This window comes from Azospirillum argentinense (genome assembly GCF_000632475.1).
Taxonomy (GTDB): domain Bacteria; phylum Pseudomonadota; class Alphaproteobacteria; order Azospirillales; family Azospirillaceae; genus Azospirillum; species Azospirillum baldaniorum.
Genome location: NZ_CP007793.1, coordinates 1,369,510 through 1,394,196 on the forward strand (window position 1 = coordinate 1,369,510; position 24,687 = coordinate 1,394,196).

The 24,687-nt window shown below is 66.3% G+C and carries 22 protein-coding genes and 2 tRNA genes; 16 read left to right on the forward strand and 8 right to left on the reverse strand.

Going from position 1 to position 24,687, the window contains the following annotated elements; translation table 11 throughout:
* Window positions 1-160 precede the first annotated feature (160 nt).
* A complete protein-coding gene (locus tag ABAZ39_RS36475) occupies window positions 161-337 on the forward strand; it encodes a hypothetical protein (RefSeq protein WP_175429608.1) in 177 nt (58 codons plus the stop codon).
* Window positions 338-468: 131 nt separating this feature from the next.
* A complete protein-coding gene (locus ABAZ39_RS06490) occupies window positions 469-708 on the forward strand; it encodes a hypothetical protein (RefSeq protein ID WP_014240444.1) in 240 nt (79 codons plus the stop codon).
* Between the two features lie 52 nt (window positions 709-760).
* Here ABAZ39_RS06490 and ABAZ39_RS35430 read toward each other — a convergent pair whose 3' ends face one another.
* The 3 genes from ABAZ39_RS35430 to ABAZ39_RS06500 form a co-directional block, all read right to left on the reverse strand.
* Window positions 761-991 (reverse strand): hypothetical protein, encoded by a 231-nt coding sequence (locus tag ABAZ39_RS35430; protein WP_137102931.1) that lies wholly within the window; start codon window positions 989-991, stop codon window positions 761-763.
* Window positions 992-1,187: 196 nt separating this feature from the next.
* Window positions 1,188-1,263 (reverse strand) — tRNA-Asn (locus tag ABAZ39_RS06495).
* Window positions 1,264-1,483: 220 nt separating this feature from the next.
* Window positions 1,484-1,557, reverse strand: a tRNA-Cys gene (locus tag ABAZ39_RS06500).
* Window positions 1,558-1,775: 218 nt separating this feature from the next.
* Here ABAZ39_RS06500 and ABAZ39_RS06505 point away from each other — a divergent pair.
* From ABAZ39_RS06505 to ABAZ39_RS06525, 5 genes are all read left to right on the forward strand, one after another.
* Complete coding sequence (locus tag ABAZ39_RS06505; RefSeq protein WP_038527812.1) at window positions 1,776-2,432, forward strand: protein-L-isoaspartate O-methyltransferase family protein; 657 nt, start codon at window positions 1,776-1,778, stop codon at window positions 2,430-2,432.
* 111 nt (window positions 2,433-2,543) lie between these two features.
* On the forward strand, window positions 2,544-2,870 hold the full coding sequence (locus tag ABAZ39_RS06510) for a rhodanese-like domain-containing protein (protein ID WP_014240448.1): 327 nt from the start codon (window positions 2,544-2,546) through the stop codon (window positions 2,868-2,870).
* A gap of 35 nt (window positions 2,871-2,905) precedes the next feature.
* Complete coding sequence (locus ABAZ39_RS06515) at window positions 2,906-4,264, forward strand: TolC family outer membrane protein (RefSeq protein ID WP_247881638.1); 1,359 nt, start codon at window positions 2,906-2,908, stop codon at window positions 4,262-4,264.
* Between the two features lie 141 nt (window positions 4,265-4,405).
* A complete protein-coding gene (locus tag ABAZ39_RS37465) occupies window positions 4,406-5,092 on the forward strand; it encodes a DUF2497 domain-containing protein (protein ID WP_051657840.1) in 687 nt (228 codons plus the stop codon).
* A 56-nt stretch (window positions 5,093-5,148) separates the two neighbouring features.
* Window positions 5,149-7,800, forward strand: coding sequence for a valine--tRNA ligase (locus ABAZ39_RS06525; RefSeq protein ID WP_200885630.1), 2,652 nt, complete (start codon window positions 5,149-5,151; stop codon window positions 7,798-7,800).
* 96 nt (window positions 7,801-7,896) lie between these two features.
* Here ABAZ39_RS06525 and ABAZ39_RS06530 read toward each other — a convergent pair whose 3' ends face one another.
* Window positions 7,897-9,855 (reverse strand): methyl-accepting chemotaxis protein, encoded by a 1,959-nt coding sequence (locus tag ABAZ39_RS06530; protein WP_038527819.1) that lies wholly within the window; start codon window positions 9,853-9,855, stop codon window positions 7,897-7,899.
* Between the two features lie 169 nt (window positions 9,856-10,024).
* Between ABAZ39_RS06530 and ABAZ39_RS06535 the strand changes: the two genes are divergently transcribed.
* The 8 genes from ABAZ39_RS06535 (at window position 10,025) to ABAZ39_RS06570 (ending at window position 18,169) form a co-directional block, all read left to right on the forward strand.
* On the forward strand, window positions 10,025-10,849 hold the full coding sequence (locus tag ABAZ39_RS06535; RefSeq protein ID WP_247881649.1) for a YdcF family protein: 825 nt from the start codon (window positions 10,025-10,027) through the stop codon (window positions 10,847-10,849).
* Between the two features lie 105 nt (window positions 10,850-10,954).
* Entirely contained in the window at window positions 10,955-11,866 is a 912-nt protein-coding gene (locus ABAZ39_RS06540) for a septal ring lytic transglycosylase RlpA family protein (protein ID WP_247881639.1), read from the forward strand.
* 89 nt (window positions 11,867-11,955) lie between these two features.
* Window positions 11,956-13,122: a D-alanyl-D-alanine carboxypeptidase family protein gene (locus ABAZ39_RS06545; RefSeq protein WP_038527825.1), complete on the forward strand. Its 1,167-nt coding sequence runs from the start codon at window positions 11,956-11,958 to the stop codon at window positions 13,120-13,122.
* 70 nt (window positions 13,123-13,192) lie between these two features.
* Entirely contained in the window at window positions 13,193-13,825 is a 633-nt protein-coding gene (tmk, locus tag ABAZ39_RS06550) for a dTMP kinase (RefSeq protein WP_038527827.1), read from the forward strand.
* A gap of 1 nt (window position 13,826) precedes the next feature.
* Window positions 13,827-14,945 carry a DNA polymerase III subunit delta' gene (locus ABAZ39_RS06555; protein ID WP_038527829.1) on the forward strand — a complete coding sequence of 373 codons (1,119 nt, stop codon included), beginning with the start codon at window positions 13,827-13,829 and terminating at the stop codon, window positions 14,943-14,945.
* A gap of 72 nt (window positions 14,946-15,017) precedes the next feature.
* Window positions 15,018-16,568 (forward strand): methionine--tRNA ligase, encoded by a 1,551-nt coding sequence (gene metG, locus ABAZ39_RS06560; RefSeq protein WP_038527831.1) that lies wholly within the window; start codon window positions 15,018-15,020, stop codon window positions 16,566-16,568.
* Window positions 16,569-16,574: 6 nt separating this feature from the next.
* The gene (locus tag ABAZ39_RS06565; RefSeq protein WP_038527833.1) at window positions 16,575-17,372 is read left to right on the forward strand and encodes a TatD family hydrolase; all 798 of its coding nucleotides are present in this window, start codon (window positions 16,575-16,577) and stop codon (window positions 17,370-17,372) included.
* Window positions 17,369-18,169 (forward strand): MBL fold metallo-hydrolase, encoded by an 801-nt coding sequence (locus ABAZ39_RS06570; RefSeq protein ID WP_038527835.1) that lies wholly within the window; start codon window positions 17,369-17,371, stop codon window positions 18,167-18,169. Before ABAZ39_RS06565 ends, ABAZ39_RS06570 begins: the two co-directional genes overlap by 4 nt.
* A gap of 48 nt (window positions 18,170-18,217) precedes the next feature.
* On the opposite strand, the gene ABAZ39_RS06575 is transcribed toward ABAZ39_RS06570, so the two are convergent.
* The 4 genes from ABAZ39_RS06575 to ABAZ39_RS06590 form a co-directional block, all read right to left on the reverse strand.
* Window positions 18,218-19,333: a lysozyme inhibitor LprI family protein gene (locus ABAZ39_RS06575; RefSeq protein ID WP_160174802.1), complete on the reverse strand. Its 1,116-nt coding sequence runs from the start codon at window positions 19,331-19,333 to the stop codon at window positions 18,218-18,220.
* Window positions 19,334-19,817: 484 nt separating this feature from the next.
* Window positions 19,818-20,285, reverse strand: a complete 468-nt coding sequence (locus tag ABAZ39_RS32865) for a DUF6262 family protein (RefSeq protein ID WP_144243467.1) — start codon at window positions 20,283-20,285, stop codon at window positions 19,818-19,820.
* Window positions 20,209-22,410, reverse strand: coding sequence for a tyrosine-type recombinase/integrase (locus ABAZ39_RS35435; protein ID WP_144243468.1), 2,202 nt, complete (start codon window positions 22,408-22,410; stop codon window positions 20,209-20,211). Before ABAZ39_RS35435 ends, ABAZ39_RS32865 begins: the two co-directional genes overlap by 77 nt.
* Window positions 22,401-23,582 carry a tyrosine-type recombinase/integrase gene (locus ABAZ39_RS06590; protein ID WP_038527841.1) on the reverse strand — a complete coding sequence of 394 codons (1,182 nt, stop codon included), beginning with the start codon at window positions 23,580-23,582 and terminating at the stop codon, window positions 22,401-22,403. Before ABAZ39_RS06590 ends, ABAZ39_RS35435 begins: the two co-directional genes overlap by 10 nt.
* A 233-nt stretch (window positions 23,583-23,815) precedes the next feature.
* Here ABAZ39_RS06590 and ABAZ39_RS06595 point away from each other — a divergent pair, with 233 nt between their 5' ends.
* Complete coding sequence (locus ABAZ39_RS06595; RefSeq protein WP_144243469.1) at window positions 23,816-24,685, forward strand: DUF4384 domain-containing protein; 870 nt, start codon at window positions 23,816-23,818, stop codon at window positions 24,683-24,685.
* Window positions 24,686-24,687: the final 2 nt, after the last annotated feature.

Genomic DNA, 24,687 nt, shown 5'->3' on the forward strand with positions numbered 1-24,687 from the left:
GCGGGACGCCGGATTGCTCGAACCCCGGATTAAACATGAGCGCCAGCGCGCGTCCATCAAGGGGTTCCCTGATTCGACGGGGGCGGACTTGTCCGGGTCATGAAACCTCCGCCCGCCGGCAACGTTACCCGCAGCAACGACACGACGAAGGACGGGACCGATGCCGATCAACAGCGAACGCGAACTCGAACAGGCGGTGGCGGAGTTCCAACGTCTCGCCGACGAACCCGCCGGTTCGTCCGGCGAACGCCGGAAGCTCGAACTGGATGCCGAAATCAAGGCCTTCTACGTCCAGCACTCCGACGACATGCGCAAAGGCAAGCCACGGCACGAGTGACGCGCCCCCGCCGACACCGGCGCGCATTTCTTCATCGACGCGGAGGGGGCGGCTGACCGACACTGCCGCCGCTCCCGGGCCGGGTCGTCGGGCCGGGACGCCGCTGTTGAAGCAAGGAGCGCGTCCCCACGATGAAGCGAATCGACAACTGCTACACCTGCCTGTTCTGGGAAGGGCAGGGCATCCGCCAGAGGGGACCGAAGGGCTTGTGCCGCCGTTTTCCGCCGCAGGTGACCCCGCGCGACACCGAAGGGCGCTTTCCGATCACCCTGTCCACAGACTGGTGCGGCGAATGGAAACGCGACATCGGTGACCCTGCAGGCGAGGCCGCGGACAACCGCCTGATCTACGACGACCCGCAACCGCGATAGACCAGCCGCGGAGGATGGTCCGACCAATTGTCGGGCCATCAGGCCTCCCGGTTCAGCGCGGCATCGGTGCGACCACCATGGAGCGCTGGTTTTCCGGCAGCACCGCGTCACCGGGGACCAGCATGCGGTGCCAATCAACGCCGAGCAGGGCGATGGCCACCGCCATGGACAGGACGATGATCGCCACCGCGCCAACCCAGCCACTGTCCTCCTGCCGGCCGTTGGGCCGTGGAGTGCCACCCTTGGACGTAAGGGGCCGGAAGTTGAGAGGGAGTAGGGTCATGGGTCGCCTCCACCGCTGAACAGGCGCAATCCCGACTCGAAGGGCATCCGGTGGGATTGTAACGCCGGGAGAGGCGCGGCGGCATCGGGCCTTCGGTCGGAACGCTCGTTCCTTCGGATGATGCCGGAAGCGGTGGAGAAGAATTCCGCTATGAGAAAAGGCCGAGCCCACGAGGGACTCGGCCTTTTCATCGAAGTGGCTCCCGGTGCTGGACTCGAACCAGCGACACGCGGATTAACAGTCCGCTGCTCTACCGACTGAGCTAACCGGGATCAGTCTGGCCGGCCTTGCGAGGCGCAACGTCCGGCGTGGGCGGCTATATAGCGGACCCTCCGACGCTTGCCAAGTCTTTTGATCGCAAAAAAAACGACCGATCGAGCAGGGCAGAGGGCAGGGTCCACGGAACGCGAAAACGCGGAAAAGCACCGGGCCGTTCAGGCGCGATGCTTGTCGAACGCATTGATTTTGCTGATCTTTCAGCCAGATCAAGGATGGAGGCACGGGCGGGAATCGAACCCACGTACACGGATTTGCAGTCCGCTGCATCACCACTCTGCCACCGCGCCATCCTTGCGTCCGACACCCCCTAGCGGGAGCGCCGCGGCGTGGGAGCGGACGTATACTGCTGTTCATGAGGGTGGTCAAGCGCCTTCGTCGCGTTTTCTCGATGATCCGGTGCGGCGTTGTGTTCGTGAGACTTTGAAGATATATACGCGACGAGGCAGCGAGGCCGCGAACCACGGCTTGGCGCCGCGCTCCGTCCACCAGATTGTAAGCGACCGCCATGTCCGAATACGCCGCCGCCCGCCTCAACATGGTCGAAGGGCAGATCCGACCGAACAAGGTGACCGACCAGCGTCTGGTCGATGCCATGCTCGACATTCCCCGCGAACAATTCGTGCCGAAGGCGGCGCGCGGCATCGCCTATGTGGACGAGGACCTCGCCATCGGCAAAGGCCGCTATCTGATGGAGCCGATGGTCTTCGCCCGCATGCTCCAGGAAGTGGGCATCGACGAGACCGACGTCGTGCTCGACATCGGCAGCGGCTCCGGCTACTCGACCGCCGTGCTGGCCCGCCTCGCCGCGACCGTCGTCGGCATCGAGTCCGACGCCGAACTGGCCCGGCAGGCCACGGAGTCGCTGACCGCCGTCGGTGCCGACAACGCCGTCATCATCTCCGCACCCCTGGCCGAGGGCTATCCGCAGCAGGCCCCTTACGACGTGATCGTGATCGAAGGCCTGGTGTCGGAGGTGCCGGAAGGCATCCTGGCCCAGTTGGCCGAGGGCGGGCGCCTGGTCACCGCCGTCATGGGCGACCGTGGGGTCGGTGAGGTGAAGCTGTATCAGCGCAGCGGCGGGGTCGCTTCGGCCCGCACGCTGTTCGAGGCGCACACGCACCCGCTGCCCGGTTTCGAAGCCAAGCCGAAGTTTGTATTCTGATTTCTGAGTGAGTGACACCAGGGGCTCCGGCTCCTTTCGACCTGTCCCATCAGCCTGTCACCTTGCCTTTCACCGGCCGCGGTCCTGCGGCCCGCAGCGGAGAATCAAGGCATGCCGGCGCCGTTTGACATGGACGTCGAGGACCTCGACCGCATCCGGACATCCGGCGGCGATCCGCTGGTCCTTGATGTGCGGGAACCGGGGGAAGTGGCCATCTGCGCCCTTCCCGACAGCCTCCACATCCCGATGGGGGCGTTGCCCGCCCGCGTCGGGGAGTTGCCGCGGGACCGCGACATCGTGGTCGTCTGCCACCACGGCGGGCGCAGCGCGCAGGTGACCATGTGGTTGCGTTCCCAGGGATTTTCCCGAGCCACCAATCTGAATGGCGGGGTGGATGCCTGGGCGCGCCGAATCGACCCGAACATGAAGGTCTACTGAACATGACTGTGCGAAGCCGTTTCGCGCGCCATTTGATGGCGACCGCCCTCACGCTGGGGGTTGCCTTTGTCGGGGGCATCGACACCGCGTCGGCCCAATCCCTCGAAGACGCGCTAGCGCAGGCCTATTCCAACAACCCGGCGCTCGCCGCCCAGCGCGCCCGTCAGCGCGCCGTGGACGAAAGCGTTCCGCAGGCCCTGTCCGGCTACCGGCCGACGGTGCGGGCGACCGCGGGCATCACCCGCAACGCCAGCAACAGCACCTTTCAGGGCGGTGAAACCGGTTCCGAGAACAACGCCAAGAGCGTCGGCGTCACCGCTACCCAGCCGGTCTACGACGCGACCGTCGGTCCGGCCGTCCGCCGCGCCGAGCGCACCGTCGAAGCCCAGCGCGCCACCGTGCTCGCCAACGAGCAGCAGATCCTGCTGAACGCCGCGGCCGCTTATCTGGACGTCGTGCAGAACCAGGCGGTGCTGGAACTCCAGGCCAACAATGAGCAGGTCCTGCGCCGCCAGCTCGACGCCGCCCGCGACCGCTTCCGCGTCGGCGAATACACCCGCACCGACGTCAGCCAGTCGGAATCGCGTTTGGCCGCCTCCATCGCCGCCCGCATCTCCGCCGATGGCACGCTCCAGGCGTCGCGCGCGACCTATGAACGCGTCGTCGGATCGATGCCGGGCAAGCTGAAGGCGCCGAAGCCGAAGTTCAAGCTGCCGGGGACGCTTGACGAGGTCGTCGAGATGGCCCGTTCCAACAACCCATCCGTGCTGTCGGCCACCTACACCGAGGCGGCGCAGCGCGAGGCGGTGGACCAGCAGTTTGGCCGCCTGCTGCCGTCGGCCAGCCTGTCGGCGCAGGCCAACCGCACCATCGACGCCGGCCGTTCGTCGGGCATCGACATCAAGCGGCAGGACGGCGCGCAGCTCACCGCGCAGCTCACCATCCCACTCTATCAGGCCGGCCTGCCGGAAGCGCTGACCCGCGAGGCGAAGCACACGGCGAATCAGGCGCGCCTGCAGATCGACGACACGCGCCGTCAGGCGGTCGAGGCGGCGATCAGCGCGTGGCAGGGGCTGCAGGCCGCCCGGGCGAGCATCGAGTCCTACAACTCCCAGATCCGGGCCGCCGAAATCGCGCTGGAAGGCGTGCGTCAGGAAGCCCAGGTCGGCTCGCGCACCGTGCTCGACGTGCTGAACCAGGAGCAGGAACTGCTGAACGCCCGCGTCAACCTCGTCCGTGCCCAGCGGACGGAGATGGTCCAGGCCTTCACGGTCCTCGGCGCCATTGGCCAGTTGACGGCGCGGCAGCTCAACCTGCCGGTCCAGTATTACGATGCCGATACACACTACAAGCAGGTGCGCAACAAGTGGATCGGAACCGGCGTGCCGGAGTGATCGCACTTGAATGCCCCTTCCTGGGTGATCGTTCCCGGATGATCGAAACGGCCCGCTTCGGCGGGCCGTTTTTGTCTGGTGGCTTTTTACCCAGTCCTGCCCTAGTGTCCGCGTCAGGATGACGTCCCCGGGTTTGCCACGATGAGCGATAAAGGCCAGCAAGAACCGTCGATGGAGGAGATCCTCGCCTCCATCCGCCGCATCATCTCGGAGGACGGCGAACCCGCGAAGGCGGAAGCGGCGCCCCCTCCGCCGCCTCCACCACCCCCTCCGCCACCGCCTCCACCGCCCCCGCCGCCGCCTCCCCCCATGGAGGATGACGATGATGACGTTCTGGAACTCACGCAGATGCTCCAGGACGAGGGGAGGGACGAGCCCGACGAACCGGAGCCCGATCCGTGGCGCGACGAGCCGGCCTTCGGTGGCATGGCCGACCCGGAACCGGCGTATCACGCGCCGGACCCCGAACCGCCGCCTCCGCCGCCGCGTCCCGCCGCGAAGCGTCCGGCACCGGCCTTCGACGATTTCGATGACGACGAACCGCCCCCGCCGCGGCCGCGCATCCGACCGTCGGGTCTCGACGACGGGCTGATCTCCCGCCGGGTGGCCGAGGAATCGTCCCACCATTTCACGCATCTGGCGCGCCAGCTCGGCGACGACCTGTCCATTGGCCCGATGCCCGTCGGCGTCCGCACCGTGGAGGAAGTCGTCCGCGAGCTGTTGAAGCCGCTGCTGAAGGAGTGGCTGGACGAGAATCTGCCGACCATCGTCGAACGGCTGGTGCAGCAGGAAATCGACCGGATGATCCGGCGCTCCCAGAAATTCTGAGCGGCGTCACGCCCGCCACGCATTCCGTTTGAATTCGTAAGCGAAAGTTCCTGGTGATGTTGGAAAAGACGTACCGGCCCGCAGAGGTCGAGGAAAAGCACTACCGGCTGTGGGAAGAGACGGGCGCGTTCGCGGCGAAGACCGAGTCGAACGGCAAGCCTTACACCATCATGATGCCGCCGCCGAACGTGACCGGCAGCCTGCACATGGGCCACGCGCTGACCTTCACGCTCCAGGACGTTCTGACCCGCTACAACCGGATGCGCGGGCGCGACGCCCTGTGGCAGCCCGGCACCGACCACGCCGGCATCGCGACGCAGATGGTCGTGGAACGGAATCTCGCCAAGGAAGGCAAGACGCGCCACGATTTCGGCCGCGACGCCTTCATCGACAAGGTGTGGGAGTGGAAGGCCGAATCGGGCGGCACCATCACCCGCCAGCTGCGCCGGCTGGGCGCCTCGCCCGACTGGCCGCGCGAGCGCTTCACCATGGACGAGGGGCTGAGCCGCGCCGTCCGCAAGGTGTTCGTGGAACTGCACAAACAGGGCCTGATCTACAAGGACAAGCGGCTGGTCAACTGGGACCCCAAGCTGCACACCGCCATTTCCGACCTCGAGGTCGAGCAGAAGGAGATCAAGGGCAACCTCTGGCACTTCCGCTATCCGATCGAAGGCGAGGTCGACCGCTTCATCGTGGTCGCCACCACTCGCCCCGAGACGATGCTGGGCGACACCGGTGTCGCCGTGCATCCGGAGGATGAGCGCTACAAGGACCTGATCGGCAAGAACGTCGTCCTGCCGCTGGTCGGCCGCCTGATCCCCATCGTCGGCGACGAGTACGCCGATCCGGAGACCGGCTCGGGTGCCGTGAAGATCACCCCAGCCCACGACTTCAACGACTTCGAGGTCGGGCGGCGCAACAACCTCGCGGCCATCAACATCATGGACCGCGACGCCCGCATCACCGGCGACGAGGTCCCCGAGGCCTACCGCGGGCTCGACCGCTACGAGGCGCGCAAGAAGGTCGTGGCCGAGCTGGAGGCGCTGGGCCTGCTGGAGAAGATCGAGCCGCACACCCACATGGTGCCGCACGGCGACCGCTCCGGCGTCGCCATCGAGCCCTGGCTGACCGACCAGTGGTACGTCGACGCCGCCACGCTCGCCAAGCCGGCCATCGAGGCGGTGGAGACCGGCAAGACCGTGTTCGTTCCCAAGCAGTGGGAGAACACCTATTTCGAATGGATGCGCAACATCCAGCCCTGGTGCATCAGCCGCCAGATCTGGTGGGGCCATCAGATTCCCGCTTGGTACGGCCCGGACGGCCATTTCTTCGTCGTGGAGACCGAGGAGGCGGCCATCGCCGCGGCCAAGGCCCATTACGGCGAGGACGTGGCGCTGACCCGTGACCAGGACGTTCTGGATACTTGGTTCTCGTCGGCCCTGTGGCCCTTCTCCACGCTGGGCTGGCCGGACGAGACGCCGGAATTGGCGCGCTATTACCCGACCGACGTGCTGGTGACGGGTTTCGACATCATCTTCTTCTGGGTCGCCCGGATGATGATGATGGGCCTGCACTTCATGAAGGACGTGCCCTTCCGGACGGTCTACATCCACGCCCTGGTCCGCGATGAGAAGGGCCAGAAGATGTCGAAGTCCAAGGGCAACGTCATCGACCCGCTGGAACTGATCGACCAGTACGGCACCGACGCCCTGCGCTTCACCCTGACGGCCATGGCTGCCCAGGGGCGCGACATCAAGCTGGCGGTCAGCCGCGTCGAGGGCTACCGCAACTTCGCGACGAAGCTGTGGAACGCCGCGCGCTACACTCAGATGAACGGGGTCGCCCCGGTCCCCGGCTTCAAGCCGGTCGGGCTGAGCCAGACGGTGAACCGCTGGATCGTCGGCGCCCTGGCGGAGGCGGCGAAGAAGGTCGGCGAGTCCATTGAGGCCTACAAGTTCAACGAGGCCGCCAACACTGCCTATGCCTTCACCTGGGGCACCTTCTGCGACTGGTACCTGGAGTTCACCAAGCCGATCCTGAACGGTTCGGACGAGGCCGCCATCGCCGAGACGCGGGCGACCACCGCCTGGGTGCTGGACGAGATCCTGCACATGCTCCACCCGCTGATGCCCTTCATCACCGAGGAGCTGTGGGAGCAGCTGTCCACCGACCGGGCGAACCGCCTGATCTCCGCCCGCTGGCCGGAGCATGGCGCGGAGCTGGTCGACCCGGCCGCCCGCGACGAGATGGATTGGGTGGTGCGGGCGATCTCCTCGGTCCGCTCCATGCGGTCGGAGATGAATGTGCCGCCCGCGGCGCAGATCGAGCTGAAGCTGAAGGATGCTGGTCAGGAGAGCCTGAAGCGGCTGGACACGCACCGTGACCTGATCCTGCGCATGGGCCGTCTGGCCAGCGTCGAGCCGCTGTCCGGCCCGGTGCCGAAGAGCGCTGTCCAGGCCGTGCTGGACGAGGCCACGCTGGTTCTACCGCTGGAAGGCATCGTTGACCTCGACAAGGAGCGGGCGCGCCTGACCAAGGAGATCGAGAAGCTGTCCGGCGAGATCAAGAAGATCGACGCTAAGCTGTCGAACGAACAGTTCGTCGCCAAGGCGCCGGAAGAGGTGATCGAGGAGCAGCGCGACCGCCGCGACACCGCGGAACAGGCCCGCGACAAGCTGCAGAAGGCGCTGGAGATGCTGGCTGCCTAAGGCCGGTCATCCAGATCCCAAGAAAAGCAAGAAAGGGCAGGGGCTTCGGCTCCTGCCCTTTCTCTTTGTCTGAAGAGTGCCTGACGGCCTGAGGACTCAAATCTTGATGGAGGACACGAAGCGGTCGGCGTCGGCTTCGAGTTGTCGGAGTTCGTCCGCCAGCTGGGCGGCGGAGTAGATCATTTCGATGGCCGACTTGCCGGTCTCCGCGGCGGTGATCGCCATGGTGCTGACGCTCTCGGTCACCTCGTGGGTGTTGTCGTTGGCCCGGCCCACGGCACCGACGATCTCCTCGGTCTGTTCGAGCTGGTCGCGCACGGCGGCGGACACGTCCTCCGACAGGTGGGCGACCTCCTCCACGGTGGTCCGGATGGCCCGGATCGCCTCGACGACGGAGCCCGTGGCCTCCTGGATCGCGCCGACCTGACCGGCGATGTCTTCGGTCGCCTTGGCGGTCTGGTTGGCCAGAACCTTGACCTCCGACGCGACGACGGCGAAGCCCTTGCCGGCCTCCCCGGCACGGGCGGCTTCGATGGTGGCGTTCAGGGCCAGCAGGTTCGTCTGCCCGGCGATGTCGTTGATCAGACGGACGATCTCCCCGATCCGCTGCGAGCTGTCAGCCAGCGCCGCTACCGCCGAGTCGCTCTGCCGGGCGTGATCCACGGCGCGGCGGATCGCCGTGCTGGATGTGGTCACCCGCCCGCCGATCTCGCCGATGGAGGCGGAGAGGGTGCGCGACACGTTGTTGACGATGCCGACCACCTCGGAGGTCTGCTCCGCCTTCTCCGACGTGTCGAGCGCCTGCTCCTTCATCTTCTCCGCGGTGTCGCGCAGGATGTGGGCGCCGTTGCGGATCTGGTCGGCGGCGTGGCTGACCGTGTGGAGCACCCGCCCGAAGGCCGAATCGAAGTCATGGGCGATGGCGCGCAGCGCGGTTTCCCGCTCCTCCTCCGCCCGCCGTTCGGCCCGTCGGGACTCCTGTTCCAGCTCATGCGTGCGCTGAAGATTTTCCTTGAACACACTGACGGCGCGGGCCATTGCGCCGATCTCGTCGCGCCGCCCGGTTTCCGGAACGGTGGCCGTCCGGTCGCCGCCGGCCAGCCGTTCCATCACGCCCTCGATCAGGCGCAGCGGCCGGGTGATGCTGCGGGCGACGAGCAGGCTGATGATCGCAAAGCCGACCAGCAGGACGGAGCCGACCTGGAACACGTTGGCGATCACCTCGCCGCGCACCCGGTTCTGCGTCTCCACCGCCCCGGCCATGCCGGCGTTGGCCGACTCCAGCAGGGCTTCGAAGCGCGGCACCATGGCCTGGAAGGCGTCGTTGAAGGTCTGCACCTCGGCCCGGAACGCCTTGGTGGCGTCCACGAACCGGCCGAGGTCGGTGCGGTAGGTGCGGGCCTGCTTCTCCAGCCTGGTCTGGGTGGCCGTGTCCAGGCCCGAATCGGCGAGGAAGAAGGTGAATTCGTTGAAGGCCTTGCGGTGGCCGGACAGCAGCGATTCGTCGCTGTAGATGATGAAGTCCTTCTCCATCTTTCGCATGGACTCCATGCGGCCGGTCAGCTTGTCGGCGTTCGGCCACTGCTTCAGTTCGTCCTCGATGGCGCGGGCCGAGGCGCGCAGGACACCGCGCAAGCCGCTGTCGTCGGACAAGCCCAACTCCTTTGCCCGCGCGACAACCGACGAGAAGCGCTCCTTCAGCGTGCCGATGCCCTGCGACAGATGGTCCAACTCCTCCTGCGGCAGGCGCTCCACGCCGCGTTCCTTGAGGTTTTCCAGCAGGCGCGAGGCTTCCTCGGCGTTCTTCGCAAAGGCCTCGGCCGCCGTCTCGTCGCGGTCGGCCACGAAACGCAGCGCCTGGAAGCGCAGGCGGCTGGCCCGGCGCTCAATGGCGGCGGTGTGCTCATAGGCGTCGCGGAACTGGTCCAGTTCGGCGGTCGCCTCGAACATGCGCTGGGCGCCGACGGTGACCGTCCCGCCCAGCAGGCCCAAGGTGACCACGGACGCGGCGACCAGCAGCGCGATTCGCGTGCCGATGGAAATGTTCGACAGCATATGCGGTAAATCCTTGGTTGCGCCGCGGACCTTACGCGCCGCCGAAGACGCCGCTGTTACGGATTGATGGCGGATTCGTTACCGTGCCGTCGCCCCCTGGGCATTCATGGTGAACGCCCGTATCTAGAAGCCGCTGGAAATCGAAAGGGGAGGTCGGCTGTTGTCCTTCGTGCTGTCGAAGCTGCTGTGGCTCTTGGTCTCGCCGGGCAATCTGCTCGTGCTGATCCTCACCGCCGGGACGGCGCTGCTGTTCACCCGCCGTCTGGCCCATTGGGGGCGGCGGCTGGTCGTGGCGGTCACCGTCGGCTTCGTCGTCGTCATGGTCACGCCGATCGCCTCATGGGTCGCGCTGCCGCTGGAGGAGCGTTTTCCCCGGCCCGACCTGCCGGAACGGGTGGACGGCATCATCATGCTGGGCGGGGCGGTGAACCCGCCGATCACCCGCGACCGCGGGGAGCCGTCCGTCAACGACGCGGCGGAGCGTATCCTGGGTTTCGCCGAACTGATCCGCCGCTATCCGCAGGCGCACGCGGTGTTCACCGGCGGCTCGGGACGGCTGGCAGGTCAGGACGCCCTGGACCTGCGCGAGGACCTCGCCGTCCGCGGCGCGCTTCGGCAGGTCGGGATCGACCCGGACAGCGTGACCTACGAGAACGAGTCCCGCAACACCTGGGAAAACGCCCTGTACAGCCAGCGGCTCGTCAAGCCGAAGCCGGGGGAGACCTGGGTCCTCGTGACCTCGGCCATGCACATGCCGCGGTCGGTCGGCATCTTCCGGCAGGTCGGTTGGGAGGTGATTCCCTATCCGGTCGATTACCGCACGCGCTTCGGCGGACGGCCCTTCGTCCGCTTCGAATTCGACAAGCAGATCGACGCGCTCCAGGACCCGATCCGCGAATGGATCGGCCTCGTCGCCTACCGCCTGATGGGGCGGACCGATTCGCTGTTTCCGGGGCCCGCCCATGACCGCACTGCAGCACAGGCGGGCTCCTGAGGGGTGTTGCGCGGTTGGCGCGGCGAGGTAACTCGGCTAGAGTGGCGCCACCAGATTTAGCGGGGTGGGACCATGCGACGCGCGCATATGCTGAGGGGGGCAGTCGTGCTCGCAGGAGCGCTGACGCTCGCCGCCTGTGCGTCAGCGCCGCCCGCGCCATCCTCGTCCGGACTGCCGCGCAGCGGCGTCTACAAGGTCGGCAAGCCCTATCAGGTCAACGGCGTCTGGTATTATCCCGCCGAGGATTACTCCTACAGCGAGACCGGGATCGCCTCTTGGTACGGTCCGGGATTCCACCAAAAGGTCACCGCCAACGGCGAGGTTTACGACCAAAATGAGCTGACGGCCGCGCACAAGACCTTGCCCATGCCAAGCCTCGTGCGCGTCACCAATCTCGACAACGGCCGGTCGTTGGTTGTTCGCATCAACGACCGCGGCCCCTACGCCAACGGGCGAATCATCGACATGTCGCGGCGCGGTGCGCAACTGCTTGGGTTCGAAGGCACCGGCACGGCCAAGGTGCGCGTGCAGATTCTGGCGGAGGAAAGCCGCGCGGTCGCCGCCGCGGCCCGCCAGGGCACGCCGGCGCCGATGCTGGCGGAACTGGACGGCCCGCCGCCGAAAGCCGCCCCGCGCGGTTCGGTGGAGGTCAACGGCACCGCCCGTCCGACCCCCGCCGCGGTCACCCGTGCCCCGGTGCCGCCGCCCACGACGGTGGCCGGCGACATGGTGGATGGCCGCTTCGTTCCGGCCCCGGTGGTCGCCGAGCTGCCGGTGAAGCCCTACGAGCAGATCTATGTGCAGGTCGGTGCCTTCGGCAGCCCGGACAACGTCACCCGCGTGCGGGCCCGTCTGGCCTCGCTCGGCCAGCAGGCGCAGGTCACCCAGACGGTCGCCGGACGGCAGCGTCTGCAGCGGGTGCGGGTGGGGCCGCTGGCCAGCGTGGACTCCGCCGACGCTGTTTTGAACCAGATCCTCCAAGCCGGCCTTACCGACGCCAAAATCGTGGTTGATTGATCACCCGCGAGCCCAGTCCAAGCTTGGCCCGGCACCGGGCCTCGTTCCGTTTCACGTCTTGTCCAGTCCGCGTTTCGAAGGGAGTTGTCATGGTCGCTGTCGTCCGCACCCGCGTTGCCCGCACCCGTTTCGCCATGGGCCTTGCGGTCGCGCTGTTCGCGGCGGGGGTGGGGCCGGTGGCTCACGCCGCCAGCATTGAAACCATCGCCAAGCAGGCGATCCTGGTCGATATCACCTCGAACACCGTGCTGTTCGAGAAGAGCCCGGATCAGCGCATGGCGCCGTCCTCGATGAGCAAGATCATGACGATGTACATGGTCTTCGACGCGATCAAGGAAGGCCGGCTGACGCTGGACAGCACGCTGCCGGTGTCGGAGCGCGCGTGGCGGATGCAGGGCTCCAAGATGTTCGTGGAGCTGCACAACAACATCAAGGTTGACGACCTCATCAAGGGCGTGATCGTGCAGTCGGGCAACGACGCCTGCATCGTCTTCGCCGAAGGTCTCGCCGGTTCCGAATCGGCCTTTGCCGAGCGCATGAACAAGCGCGCCCGCGAATTGGGTCTGAAGGACACCAATCTGACCAACGCGACGGGCTGGCCCGACCCGAACCACTACATGACCGCCCGCGATCTCGCGATCCTGGCCGAGCATCTGATCAAGGATTTCCCGGAATACTACCACTACTACTCGATCCGGGAGTTCAAGTACCACGGCATCAACCAGGGCAACCGCAACCCGCTGCTCTACCGCGGCATGGATGTGGACGGCATGAAGACCGGCCACACCGAGGCCGGCGGCTATGGCCTGACCGCCTCGGCGGAGCGGGAAGGGCGCCGACTCATCCTGGTGGTCAACGGGCTGCCGAACATGCAGGCCCGCGCCGACGAATCGGCCCGGCTGATCGAGTGGGGCTTCCGCGAGTTCGCCACCTACGCCCTGTTCAAGGCGGGCGAGACGGTCGATCAGGTGCCGCTCTGGCTGGGTGCGCAGGACACCGTTCCGGTCACCGTGCCGGAGGACATGAAGGTCACCATGGCCCGCGCCGACCGCAGCGGCATGAAGGTGTCGCTGGTCAGCAACGCCCCGGTCGCCGCGCCGGTGAAGAAGGGCGACGTGGTCGGCAAGGTGGTGGTCTCCGCGCCGGGCTTCCCGGGCAAGGAGTTCCCGGTGGTCGCCGCCCAGGACGTGGAGAAGCTGGGCTTCGTCGGCCGCGCCCTGGCGGCGGCGAAGTTCCTCATTTTCGGGGCGAGCTGATTGGTGTAAGCCGGCCCGTCACCGCCGGAGTCCGGAACGCGGCGGGCCACATCACCATCGGGAGCAGACCATGACGCGCGGGCGGTTCATCACGCTGGAGGGCGGCGAGGGGGCGGGCAAGACCACCCAGATCCGCCTACTCGCCGACGCGCTGATCAGTTTGGGGAAGCGCGTCGTGCTGACCCGCGAGCCCGGCGGCTCGCCGGGCGCCGAGGAGATCCGCGGCCTTCTGGTGTCCGGGGAGACCGGGCGCTGGGGTCCGGTGACCGAGGCTCTGCTGCACACCGCCGCCCGCCGCGACCATCTGGAGCGCACTGTCTGGCCGGCGCTTGAGGCCGGGCACTGGGTCATCTGCGACCGCTTCTTCGACAGCACCATGGCCTATCAGGGGTACGGGCTGGGGCTGGGGCGCGATCTGGTCGCCGCGCTTCAGGCCACGGCCCTGGGCGACTTCCGGCCCGACCTGACGCTGATCCTCGATCTGCCGGTGGAGGACGGGCTGGCCCGTGCCGTCGCCCGGCGCGGCGGAGAGGACCGCTACGAGCGGATGGACGTCGCCTTTCACCACCGCCTGCGCGATGGCTTCCTCGATATCGCCGCACGGGAACCGGAGCGTTGCGTGGTCGTCGACGCCGGACACCCCGTGGAAACGGTCCAGGCGGCCATTCTGGACACGGTGACCCGCCGCCTGGGAGCCTCCTGAGGTGAGCCGCGCCCGCGCGCCCGAACCGGTCGCGGAGGAGGATGCCCTCGCCCCGCGCCGCAACCCCGATCTGACCGGCCATGACGACGCCGAGCGCCTGCTGCTCGACGCGTGGAACTCCGGCCGCCTGCCGCACGCTTGGTTGATCGGCGGCCCGCCGGGGATCGGCAAGGCGACGCTGGCCTTCCGCTTCGCCCGCTTCGTCCTGTCCCAGGGGCTCGAGCCGCCGGACGCCGGCCTGTTCGGCGCACCGCCGCCGCCCGCCTCGCTGGCGCTGTCTCCGGACGCCCCGGTCTTTCGCCGTGTGGCCTCGGGCGGGCACGCCGACCTGCTGACCGTGGAGCGCCAGCGCGACGAAAAGCGCGACCGGCTGAAGCGCGACATCGCCGTGGACGACGTGCGCAAGATCGGCCCGTTCCTGCGCAAGACCGCCGCCGAGGGTGGCTGGCGCGTCGCCGTGATCGACGGCGCGGACCGCATGAATCTCAGTGGCTTGAATGCCATTCTCAAGATTTTGGAAGAGCCGCCGCCGGGCGCCCTGCTGCTTCTGGTCAGCGACAACCCCGGTGGCATGCTGCCGACCATCCGCTCCCGCTGCCGCAAGCTGACGCTTCAACCGCTTCCTGAGGAAACGGTCCTCAACCTGTTGGCCCAGCATCGTCCTGACCTCGACGGTGAGGACCGGGCGGCGCTCGCCCGGCTGGCGGAGGGCAGCATCGGGCGGGCCATCGGGCTCGCCGAGGCCGGCGGGCTCGATCTCTACCGGGAACTGATCGGCCTGCTCGGCACCCTGCCGCGGCTGGACATCACCGCCGCCCACGCCTTCGGCGACAAGCTGACCCGCAAGCAGGACGACGGGCTGTACGAGACGGCCACCGACCTGCTCGTCTGGTGGCTGGCCCGCTTCGTCCGGTCGCTGGCCCGCGGCGCCTGGCCGGCGGAGGTGGTGGCCGGGGAGGCCGCCCTGATGACCCGTCTGGCCAACGCCCGCGGCCTTGAACGTTGGGTGGAGGTGTGGGAAAAGGTCCAACGCCATTTCGCCCGTGCGGAATCCGCCAATCTCGACCGCAAACAGGTGGTCCTGAACGCCTTGGCGACGCTGGAAGCGGCTGCTACTTAACACGGACGACACACCACGCCCATTCGGGCCGGCAACGCGCCGGGCCGGCGCATTCTCGGGAGAGCCTCTGCCATGACCGGGTCGAAGACCTTCTACCTGACGACTCCGATCTATTACGTGAACGACGTGCCGCACATCGGGCACGCGTACACCACGCTCGCCTGCGACGTGCTGGCCCGCTTCATGCGGCTGGACGGCTATGACGTGAAGTTCCTCACCGGCACCGACGAGCACGGCCAGAAGGTGGAGAAATCCGCCATGAACGCCGGAATCGCGCCGCAGGAGTTCACCGACCGCGTGTCGAAGAATTTCCGCGACCTCGTCGCACTGATGAACTTCTCCAACGACGACTTCATCCGCACCACCGAGCCGCGGCACATCGCGTCGGTTCAGGAGCTGTGGCGCCGCTTGGAATCGGCCGGCGAGATCTATCTCGGCAGCTACGCCGGCTGGTACTCGGTGCGGGACGAGGCCTTCTACGGCGAGGACGAGCTGACCACGTCGCCTTCGGGCAAGAAGATCGCTCCGACCGGCGCCGAGTGCGAGTGGGTGGAGGAGCCGTCCTACTTCTTCCGCCTGTCGGCGTGGCAGGACCGCCTGCTGGAATTCTATGAGCAAAACCCGGACTTCATCGCCCCCGCCGGCAAGCGCAACGAGGTGATGTCCTTCGTGAAGTCGGGGCTGAAGGACCTGTCGGTCAGCCGCACCACCTTCAAATGGGGCATTCCGGTGCCCGGCAACCCCGACCACATCATGTATGTCTGGCTGGACGCCCTGGCCAACTACATCACCGCGGTCGGCTTCCCGGACGAGAGCGGCGAGTACGCCAAATACTGGCCGGCCAACCTGCACATGGTCGGCAAGGACATCCTGCGCTTCCACGCCGTCTATTGGCCGGCTTTCCTGATGGCCGCCAAGCTGGCCCCGCCCAAGCGCGTCTTCGCGCATGGCTGGTGGACCATCGAAGGCCAGAAGATGTCGAAGTCGCTGGGCAACGTCATCGCGCCGGAGACGCTGGTCAACACCTACGGTCTGGACCAGACCCGCTATTTCCTGCTGCGCGAGGTGCCCTTCGGCAACGACGGCGACTTCTCGCACAAGCAGATGGTGCAGCGGATCAACGGCAACCTCGCCAACGATTACGGGAACCTCGTGCAGCGTTCCCTGTCGATGATCGGCAAGAACTGTGGGGCCGCCGTGCCGCAGCCGGGCCCCTTCACGGAGGCCGACGACGCTCTGCTCGGTGCCGCCCGCAACCTGCTGCCGATCGTCCGGGCGGAGATCCAGTCGCAGTCCTTCCACAAGGCGCTGGACGCCATCTGGGCGGTGATCGGCGACGGCAACCGTTATGTGGACGAACAGGCGCCCTGGGCGCTGAAGAAGACCGATCCGGCGCGCATGGCCACCGTGCTGTACGTGCTGGCCGAGACCATCCGCCACCTCGCCATCCTGACGCAGCCGATCATTCCGGAAGCCTCGGCGAAGATTCTGGATCAGCTGGCGCAGGGGCCGGAGGCCCGCGGGTTCGACCGGCTGGGAGCGGACGGGGCGCTGGTCGCCGGCACGCCGCTGCCCACGCCGCAGGGCGTGTTCCCGCGCTATGTGGACGAAGCGAAGAGCTGACGAACGATGCTGGTCGATAGCCACTGCCATCTCGACTTTCCCGATTTCGCTGAGGAGCTGGACGCGGTCGTCGACCGCGCCCGGCAGGCCGGGGTGGGGCGGATGGTGACCATCTGCACCTACCTGTCGCGCTTCGACCGTATCCTGGCGGTCGCCGAACGGTACGACGATGTCCTATGCTCGCTCGGCGTCCATCCGCATCAGGCGGCGGAGGAGATCGCCGGGGTGTCCATCGAACGCCTTGTCGAGCTGTCGAAGCACCCGAAGGTGATCGGGCTGGGCGAGACCGGGCTCGACTATTTCTACGACAAGAGCCCACGGGACGTTCAGCAGGACTGCTTCCGCCGGCACATCCGCGCCAGCCTGGAGACCGGCCTGCCGCTGATCGTGCACACTCGCGACGCCGACGACGACACCATGCGGATCGTCCGCGAAGAGGCCGCCGGCCAGCCGGTCAACGGCTTGCTGCATTGCTTCAGCTCCGGGCGGCAACTCGCTGAAGAAGCACTGGATTTCGGTTTCTACATCTCCTTGTCCGGCATCGTCACCTTCAAGAAGTCTGAGGACCTTCGGGCCATCGTGAAGGACGTTCCGCTGGACCGGATTCTGGTGGAGACGGACGCGCCCTATCTGGCGCCTATTCCGTTCCGCGGCAAGCGCAACGAACCGGCTTACGTCGTCCACACCGCGGCCTGCGTCGCCGAGGTCAAGGGCGTGGCCGCGGCGGACATGGCCCGGATCTCCACCGAAAACTTCTTCCGCCTGTTCCCCCGCGCCGGCACGGGCCGACAGGCCGCCGCATGACCGGACAACGGGTCACGATCCTCGGCTGCGGCGGATCGCGGGGCGTTCCCGTGATCGGTCTCGGTTGGGGCTCCTGTGACCCGACCAACCCCAGAAACCATCGGATGCGCCCGTCCATTCTTGTGGAGTGGCAGCACGATCAGGAAGCCGGGCAGGGCGGTGTCAGCGTTCTGGTCGACACGTCGCCGGACCTCCGCCAGCAGCTTCTCAACGCGGATGTGCGGCGGCTCGACGCCGTGCTGTGGACGCACCAGCACGCCGACCACGCCCACGGCATCGACGAGCTGCGGGAACTGTGCCGGGCGATGCACGCCCCCATCGACGCTTATGGCCGCGCCGAGGACCTCGGCGCGCTGGAGCGGCGTTTCAGCTACTGCTTCGAACCCCTGCGCCCTGGCGATCCCTTCTACCGCCCGGTGCTGACGCCTCGCGCCGTGGAAGGCCCCTTCGAAGTGCGCGGTCACCGGATCGTGCCGTTCGAGCAGGATCACGGCTATCTGAAGACCCTTGGTTATCGGTTTGATAAGTTTGCCTATTCGACCGATGTTGTGAGATTGGATGAAGATGCCTTCGCGGCGTTGGAGGGCGTCGAGGTGTGGGTGGTCGACTGCGCCCGGATCGAGCCGCCGCACCCGGTCCATGCGCATCTCGCTTTGACGCTGGAGTGGATCGCGCGGGTGAGCCCCAAGCGGGCCTATCTGACGCACATGGACCAGACCATGGACTACGACACGGTCCGTCGCCTGCTTCCCCCGGGGGTGGAGCCCGCTTATGACGGGCTCGTCATCGAGCTTTGACCACCATCAGGTTGGGGCAGGTCGGGACGGGATGGGGCAGGGCGACGGTCAGTCGTCCGACATGATGAGGCCGAGCCGCCCGGCAATGAAACGGTCCGCGGCCGCCTTGGCCGCCTGATCCGCGGCCTGCGGATTCAGCTTGAACTTCTCCCGGTAAATCTTTGATGTTGCAGTGATAGCAGAGGGCAGGGCGTGCAACGCCGCACGATATTCCTTCTCCGGCCAAACCTCGAAGTCGTCCCAGGACCGGAAGGCGGTCACGGCCTTTCCACGCTGTTCGGCCATCTTCCTGGCCTCGGCGGACATCGGCGATTCCAGAAGCGTGCTGGGCACCATCGACGCCTGGAGATCGTCCACCTCGAACTGGCGCTCATAGCCGTGACGGATGCTGCCGCGCTCCACCAGGGCCGGCTCGATGGCCGGGTCCATGTGGGCGGAGACGGTTTTCCACTCCGGCAGATCGAACACCGACGATGGTGGGGTGCACAGGCCGGGCGTCTCGTCGCGCGCGTTGCCCCAGAAGGCGCCGAAGGCTTCAAAAGCCGGCTGCCCATGCTTGGTGAACAGGAAGCAGGGCGCGTCCATTTCCGTGGTCGACAGAACGTGGCGCAGGAAGAGCAGCAGCGTGCCCAGCGGCGCGCCCGGAACGTCACCGAGATTTGCCATCTCTTCATGGAGATAGGGATCTTTCGGAAGATCCTGGTTCAGGATTTCATCGACAAGCCTGCGCACGGTGGCGTCCTTGTCGGGCACGGCCACCGCGCCGCTTTGATAAAGATAGACCAGCCATGCCTTTGCCGGCGCGCCGTTGTGGCGCTGAAGCACCGCGGCGGCAGCCTTGGCGTCCTTAGGGATGCCGGCGACGATCGCGGACAGCTTTTTCTGGGCCGAAGAGTTCTGGGCGGCGAGGTCGGCGGCGCGTTTCTCATACAGCGCTCGGCAGGCCGGGATCGCAGAGGCGTCGGCACAGGCACCGTCGCGCTCGGCCAGAAACGCCTTCTGCGCGCGCTCGATGGCATCCCGGCCTTCGACGGGCGTGTTTCCCAAGGTGTCGCGCAGAAGCGTCGCCACATCCTCGGCGGCCACTTTCAAATCGGCGCTGGCACAAATGGTGCGGTCGGCACGACTGGATGGCTTGGCGCAATCGGGGGGCGTCTGGGCCATGGCAGCGAATGGCATCAGGCAGAGCGACAGCGCGGGGCCGAAAAGCCATGAGGAACAAAGCCACGAGGAACGAGGCATAAGGCGCAGCCTTCATCGAAGGGAATGAATGCGGAAACGAGCCGCGACGATAGTCGATTGGCCGAAACGCAGGAAGGGACGGATTGGTGCCCTGCTCTCTTCCTGTGGGTTTTATTTTCCATTTACCTAGGGTGAAATGCCGATTGGCGGTGTGGAATAAGGGGTTGCACGTCGCTGACATGTCAGTTCCGAGGGCGGCGGGAGGCGTACGGAGCGGAGGCTTGAGCGCCGGCGTTCGAGCGGTGGCATGCTCCGCGGGACGCTTTAGGGGGTATTTGGGCGCCGAACTTGAGGGATGGCGTCAGCGTGGCTTAGCATGGCGGGGCGGTACAGGCTGGGGAGCCGATGGCCGCCGCCGAACTTGACACGGTCCTGGGGTGCGCCGCGGCGGCCCCAGGCTCGGCGCTCAGCGGTCGTAGCGGGCCAGTTTCGCCTGCATCCCGGAGAGTTCGGTCACCGCCTTCTTATGGCGCTGCCGCCAGTCCTCGGCCTCGCCCAGCGCCTTTTCGTAGCGGCGTTCGAGCAGGGTCTTCTGCTTGCGCAGATCCGCCATCTCAGCCTCCAGGCGGGTGATCTTGTTGCGCAAGGCCGCTTCGATGGTGGCGGCGCCGCGGGCGGTGCGGACACGCGTCGGCACGCCCTCCACCTCGATGCGCTGGTGCTGGCTGGCGGCGCGTAGCCGCTCGATGTCCGGTTTGAAGTTCTGGTAGAGGTACTCGCGGCTGACGCCGGCCTTTTCGGCAACGGTCTTGAAGGTGATGACCTCGCCGGTCTGGCGCATGTCGTGAAGGGCGGCCTCAACGGCCCGGCGCTTGCGGAGGCGCTTCTCCTCCGCTGCGGCACGCAGGCCGCTGGTATCTGCGGGTGTCGCCACGGTAACTGCCTTCCGCCTGGATGGTGGTGATGATGGTGGAGAGGTTTACGAGCAGGGCCTCGTGGTGCGCCAGCCGCCGTTCGCCGATCTCGGCCATGCGGCTGCGGCCGTCCTGGCGGAAGCCGGCGATCTCCTGCTTGAGGCGGGCGATGGTGCGGGTGATGGCGCCGCGCTCGCGGTCGAAGAAGGCGATCTGGTCGGCATCGGCGCGGAAATGGATGCAGGTCATGCAGGCGCGGTTGTGCTCGCACCAGTCTCCCAGTTGGCCGGGCAGGGCGCACAGGCCGCCGGGGACGTCCACGGCGAGGGCGGCCTCCTTGCGCACGGCGAGGTCGGTCATCCTCTCGTCCACTTGGCCCTTGATATCGATGAACTTACCGCCGCCCTTCTCCAGCAAGGCCTTCTTTTTCAGCTGAAGACGGCGGTTTATGTAAACCATGGTCATGTCGGCGGAGGCATGGCCAAGTTCCATCTGGATCAGCGCGATGTCGTGGCCTTGCAGGGCCAACTCTGTCCCGTAGAAATGGCGTAGGCCGTGCCAGCCGAACTCCCAGGGACGCCCGTCCTTGTCGTTGATACGCTGTGCAATGATCCATAGGTTGATTACCTTCCGGGAATAGGAGGCCGTGATGGGCGCCTCGCCATCGCCCCAGCGCGTCGGGAACAGGTAGGTCGTTCTCCGACCCCATGCTCGGAGGACGTCCTGCTGCTGGTCCTGGATGGTCTTGATTACCAGGGCGTGGGCGGCGTCCTCCTTGAGCAGGGGTTTGGTGTTCCACCTTTTCACCTTGGATTGGTAAAAGGTCAGGATCATGAATCGGGTGTCGTCGGGATCGTCCTTCAGGCAGTCGAAATCAAGGGAATGCAGATCGGAGCAGCGCATTCCGGTATAGCGGTCGAGGATAAGAAGACGCCTGGCAACGGTGTCGAGGGTATCGAGCCTCTGGAACATCCGTTCCACGACGTCTTCGGGAATGGAGCGTTCGGCCACCTTCAACTGATAGCCGCGGCCGCCCGGCCACATACCCTCCACACGGCGGAGGTTGCGCTTGTCGATCTTGATGTCGACCCAACCCTTATTGGGCAGATAGCCGGAGGCGTACTGCACCATGTTGCAGACATCGGCATACCAGTTTTTGCCGGCGAGCCGGCGGGCGTTCCCCCAGTTCAGAAAGGTTTCGGAGATGAACCCCTGTGTCACATGCTCGATCCGCGGATTGGCATACGTCTCGCGCAGGCAGGTTTCGAGCAGAACGAGGCGCGAGATGTAAGCGGTCAGAGTACGCGGGCTCAGTTCGCGATGCTCAATCTTGCTGAGAACAAAACATCGCGCCGTGTCGCGCAGCCATTCAAACTGAAACTGGTAGAAGTGGATGTAGGGGGTTCCGCGAGGCGTGTCGGCAATATCATCAGCAGGGTACAAGTCACGCAAGAGGATAAGATCTCGCTGCTCCAGAGGCCTCATCTTCTCGCGTAAGATAACAAGCGTGAAGATCACGTCATTGGCTGCCGTACTGGTAACGCCGCTGTATTCCTTCGTTACAACGCCCCGAGAACCGTCGGCGTGGCGGGTGAGGGACGCCGGCGCCATTGTAGGTGTGGCCCAACCGCCGCTGGCCAGCCACGCCTCGAAGACGGCTCGGAGCGGCGTGCTGCCGTTGCCGTTGCCGGCGTCGATGGGGTGGCCGTAATCGATCAGACAAGGGCCGGGCCGGTCGGCGACGGAAGCCAGATCAGAACAAAATCCGATCAATCGGACACGCAGGTAATGGGCTATCCTGGAGCGCGCCAGGGGATGGGCAAGCCACCAAGCGAAGAAAGCTTTGAGTTCCGTCTTGTATGGTTCCGGAAGGGCGCTGAAATCATAACCTATCCCTCGGAGGAAGTCGTCATCTCCCCGTTCCTGAAGGTTCCGGCCATCCGCCTGGATACTCAGAACAGTATTCTCGGAGCGCGAACCACAATAGAGATTTGATGTCTCATCAATGCCGAAGCAGTCCCGCAGAGTAAGAAAGCCCCAGCGATCACGGTCGAGGAGAGCAGGGGAAATGGCGGCTGTTAGCGTCCGCAGTCCGCCCAAATAGGCGTCCGACGTTGGATTGGCATGAACAAGGCTCAAAGCCACTTCAGCGTCTCCTCGGTGAGCGCCTGCCGGCGGAGGTTGTCCAGCTTGCCAGCCAGGTCCTCGTGGCTCTTCAGGCGCAGCTTGCGGTATTCGGCGTTGAAGAGGTGCTTGTAGATGCTGTTGGTGGTCTGCGGGCTGGCGTGGCCGAGGCGGTCGGCGACATCGAGCAGGCTGTAGCCCTGGGCGATGGTTTCGCTGGCGTGGGAATGGCGGAACATGTGCCAGGTGAACGGGACGCCGGACTTGCGAACCAGCCGGTCCTGGATGTCGTAGGCGTTGTGCTCGGTCAGGCCGCGGCCGATCCGCCCGCCCTGGACGTTGCAGAACACGAAGTCGGTGCCGCTCTCGAAGGCCGGCAGGTACTCGTCGCTGGCCAGGAAATCCTCGTACAGCCGCATGATGAAGTCGGGCACCGGAACGGGCCGGGCCTTTCCGTTCTTGACCCGCGCTCCGTTCTCCAAGGAGCGCGGCGTGATCCAGATGACGTTCTCGTCGAGCCGGAAATCCTCGTGGAAGAGGCCGCGGGCTTCGCCGATGCGCATGCCGGTCACGTAGAGGATGACCACTAGGAAGGCATCGCGGGCCAGGGTCGCCGCCTCGATGATCCGGAAGACCTGGTCCGGCAGCAGCCGGGAATCGGCGGCCCGCTTGGCGGCGGCAGCCCTGGCCGTCTTGTCGGTCCGCCGCTGGGTCTTGCGGTGGGCCTTCCGGGCGGCGACGTGGTGCAGAAAGGGCTTGTAGGCGTCCGGTGCCTCGAACCCCCGGTGCCGTTCGACCGTGTCGAAGACCGCGGAACTGTGCCGCAGGTCCAGAAACTCGTAGAAGCCCTTGATGGCAAAGAGAACTTGGTTATGAAGGCTGGGGGAAAGTTCGGCAGGTTCGCCATGCAGCGGCACGATGTTCGGCGTCGCGCCGGTATCATGCCGGGCGATGGTCGTGAGAAAGCGATCGAATTCCGGCGCGGTCAGGTTGGCGAAGCTCTTGCCCAGAGCCTTCAGATGGTTGCCCAGGCGGACGGCGTGATTGGCATAGTGCCTGATGGTGCTGGGCGCGTAGCGGCGTGCCTCAAGGAACAGGACGAAATCGCGGATCTCGGGCACCACGGCGCCGGTGTCGTCGAAGGCTGTCCAACTGACCGAGCCCGATGGCATGACAATGCGCTGGAGGAACATGGCGAACCCGCCGCGTCGTTGACAGACCTAGGGTAAGCCTGTCAGCGACGTGCCTCAAAGGCGCATTGGGATTACGTATCTGACGTTTCTGACATACGAAACATGCCTATAGGTATTTCCATAATACAGATTATATGATCGTCGTTGGTCTCGACAGCAGGGGCCTCTGCCCTTGGCTATGCCGGAAATGCACGCTACATAAACCACAGTTTATACCCAACGGTCAGGTTCCGGTGAACGACGCCTCCGCGCCGACGTTTGCGCCGACGACATGGCGGCATCGATGCGCCGCGGCGCTGCTTGCCGCTGCCATCGGAGCGACCGCGTGGCCGGTTCACGCGTCCACCGACTCCGAGCCTCCCGCGGACCGCGTGCCCGCGCCCGCACAGGCGCTTCCCGCACCGGACATTCCGCCGGTTCCGGCCGTGCCCGACCTGTCGGCTTTGCGAACGGCCTTGGCGGAATTTCATTGCGCCGAGCTGGAGGTCGCCGTCGGCAAGGACCAGAGGATTGCGATCTCCGGCTTGACCGCGGGCGACACCGATCCGGACAGCCTTGCGCTGCTCGCCCAGGACTACGGCACCGGCCAACGGGCCGCCGTGGAGGTCGAGCGGGCGTCCCCTGCCCTGTGCGAGCCCCTGACCCTGATCAGCGCGCTCCGGACCACCAACACCGGCTTGGCGGCGCCCCTGTCGATCCGCCTCAAGGGTGAAGCCGGCGCCACGGCGCTCGACGGCGGCCAGGATCTGGTGTTCGACGTGACCGCCCCTGATTTTCCGGCCCATCTTCAGGTGGACTACTTCACCTCGGACGGCGACGTGATTCATTTGCTGCCCAATCCGCTGGAGATCAGCGGTCGGGTGGAGGCCAACGCGGTCCGCCGCCTGGGAGAGCGCGGCGCCGGCGGACGGTTCTGGAGCATCGGGCCGCCCTACGGTCACGAGTTGATCGTCGTGATCGCCAGCCCGACGCCGCTGTTTCCATCCCCCCGCCCCGAAGCCGAGGCGGCCGCGTCCTATCTTCCTGCGCTGAAACAGGCGTTGGAAGCCGCGGCACCGACCACCGTGGCCTCCGCAAGATTCCTGAAAACCAAGGCGCCCTGACG

Excerpts from the sequence above, each read along its gene's own strand:
- ABAZ39_RS06505 (WP_038527812.1), top strand. The coding sequence starts at position 1,776 with ATGTCCGAATACGCCGCCGCCCGCCTCAACATGGTCGAAGGGCAGATC.
- ABAZ39_RS06565 (WP_038527833.1), top strand. The coding sequence starts at position 16,575 with ATGCTGGTCGATAGCCACTGCCATCTCGACTTTCCCGATTTCGCTGAG.
- ABAZ39_RS06575 (WP_160174802.1), bottom strand. The coding sequence starts at position 19,333 with ATGGCCCAGACGCCCCCCGATTGCGCCAAGCCATCCAGTCGTGCCGAC.
- ABAZ39_RS36475 (WP_175429608.1), top strand. The coding sequence starts at position 161 with ATGCCGATCAACAGCGAACGCGAACTCGAACAGGCGGTGGCGGAGTTC.
- ABAZ39_RS06510 (WP_014240448.1), top strand. The coding sequence starts at position 2,544 with ATGCCGGCGCCGTTTGACATGGACGTCGAGGACCTCGACCGCATCCGG.
- ABAZ39_RS37465 (WP_051657840.1), top strand. The coding sequence starts at position 4,406 with ATGAGCGATAAAGGCCAGCAAGAACCGTCGATGGAGGAGATCCTCGCC.
- ABAZ39_RS06590 (WP_038527841.1), bottom strand. The coding sequence starts at position 23,582 with ATGTTCCTCCAGCGCATTGTCATGCCATCGGGCTCGGTCAGTTGGACA.
- ABAZ39_RS06570 (WP_038527835.1), top strand. The coding sequence starts at position 17,369 with ATGACCGGACAACGGGTCACGATCCTCGGCTGCGGCGGATCGCGGGGC.
- ABAZ39_RS06530 (WP_038527819.1), bottom strand. The coding sequence starts at position 9,855 with ATGCTGTCGAACATTTCCATCGGCACGCGAATCGCGCTGCTGGTCGCC.
- metG (WP_038527831.1), top strand. The coding sequence starts at position 15,018 with ATGACCGGGTCGAAGACCTTCTACCTGACGACTCCGATCTATTACGTG.
- ABAZ39_RS06490 (WP_014240444.1), top strand. The coding sequence starts at position 469 with ATGAAGCGAATCGACAACTGCTACACCTGCCTGTTCTGGGAAGGGCAG.
- ABAZ39_RS35430 (WP_137102931.1), bottom strand. The coding sequence starts at position 991 with ATGACCCTACTCCCTCTCAACTTCCGGCCCCTTACGTCCAAGGGTGGC.
- ABAZ39_RS06515 (WP_247881638.1), top strand. The coding sequence starts at position 2,906 with ATGGCGACCGCCCTCACGCTGGGGGTTGCCTTTGTCGGGGGCATCGAC.
- tmk (WP_038527827.1), top strand. The coding sequence starts at position 13,193 with ATGACGCGCGGGCGGTTCATCACGCTGGAGGGCGGCGAGGGGGCGGGC.
- ABAZ39_RS06545 (WP_038527825.1), top strand. The coding sequence starts at position 11,956 with ATGGTCGCTGTCGTCCGCACCCGCGTTGCCCGCACCCGTTTCGCCATG.
- ABAZ39_RS06525 (WP_200885630.1), top strand. The coding sequence starts at position 5,149 with ATGTTGGAAAAGACGTACCGGCCCGCAGAGGTCGAGGAAAAGCACTAC.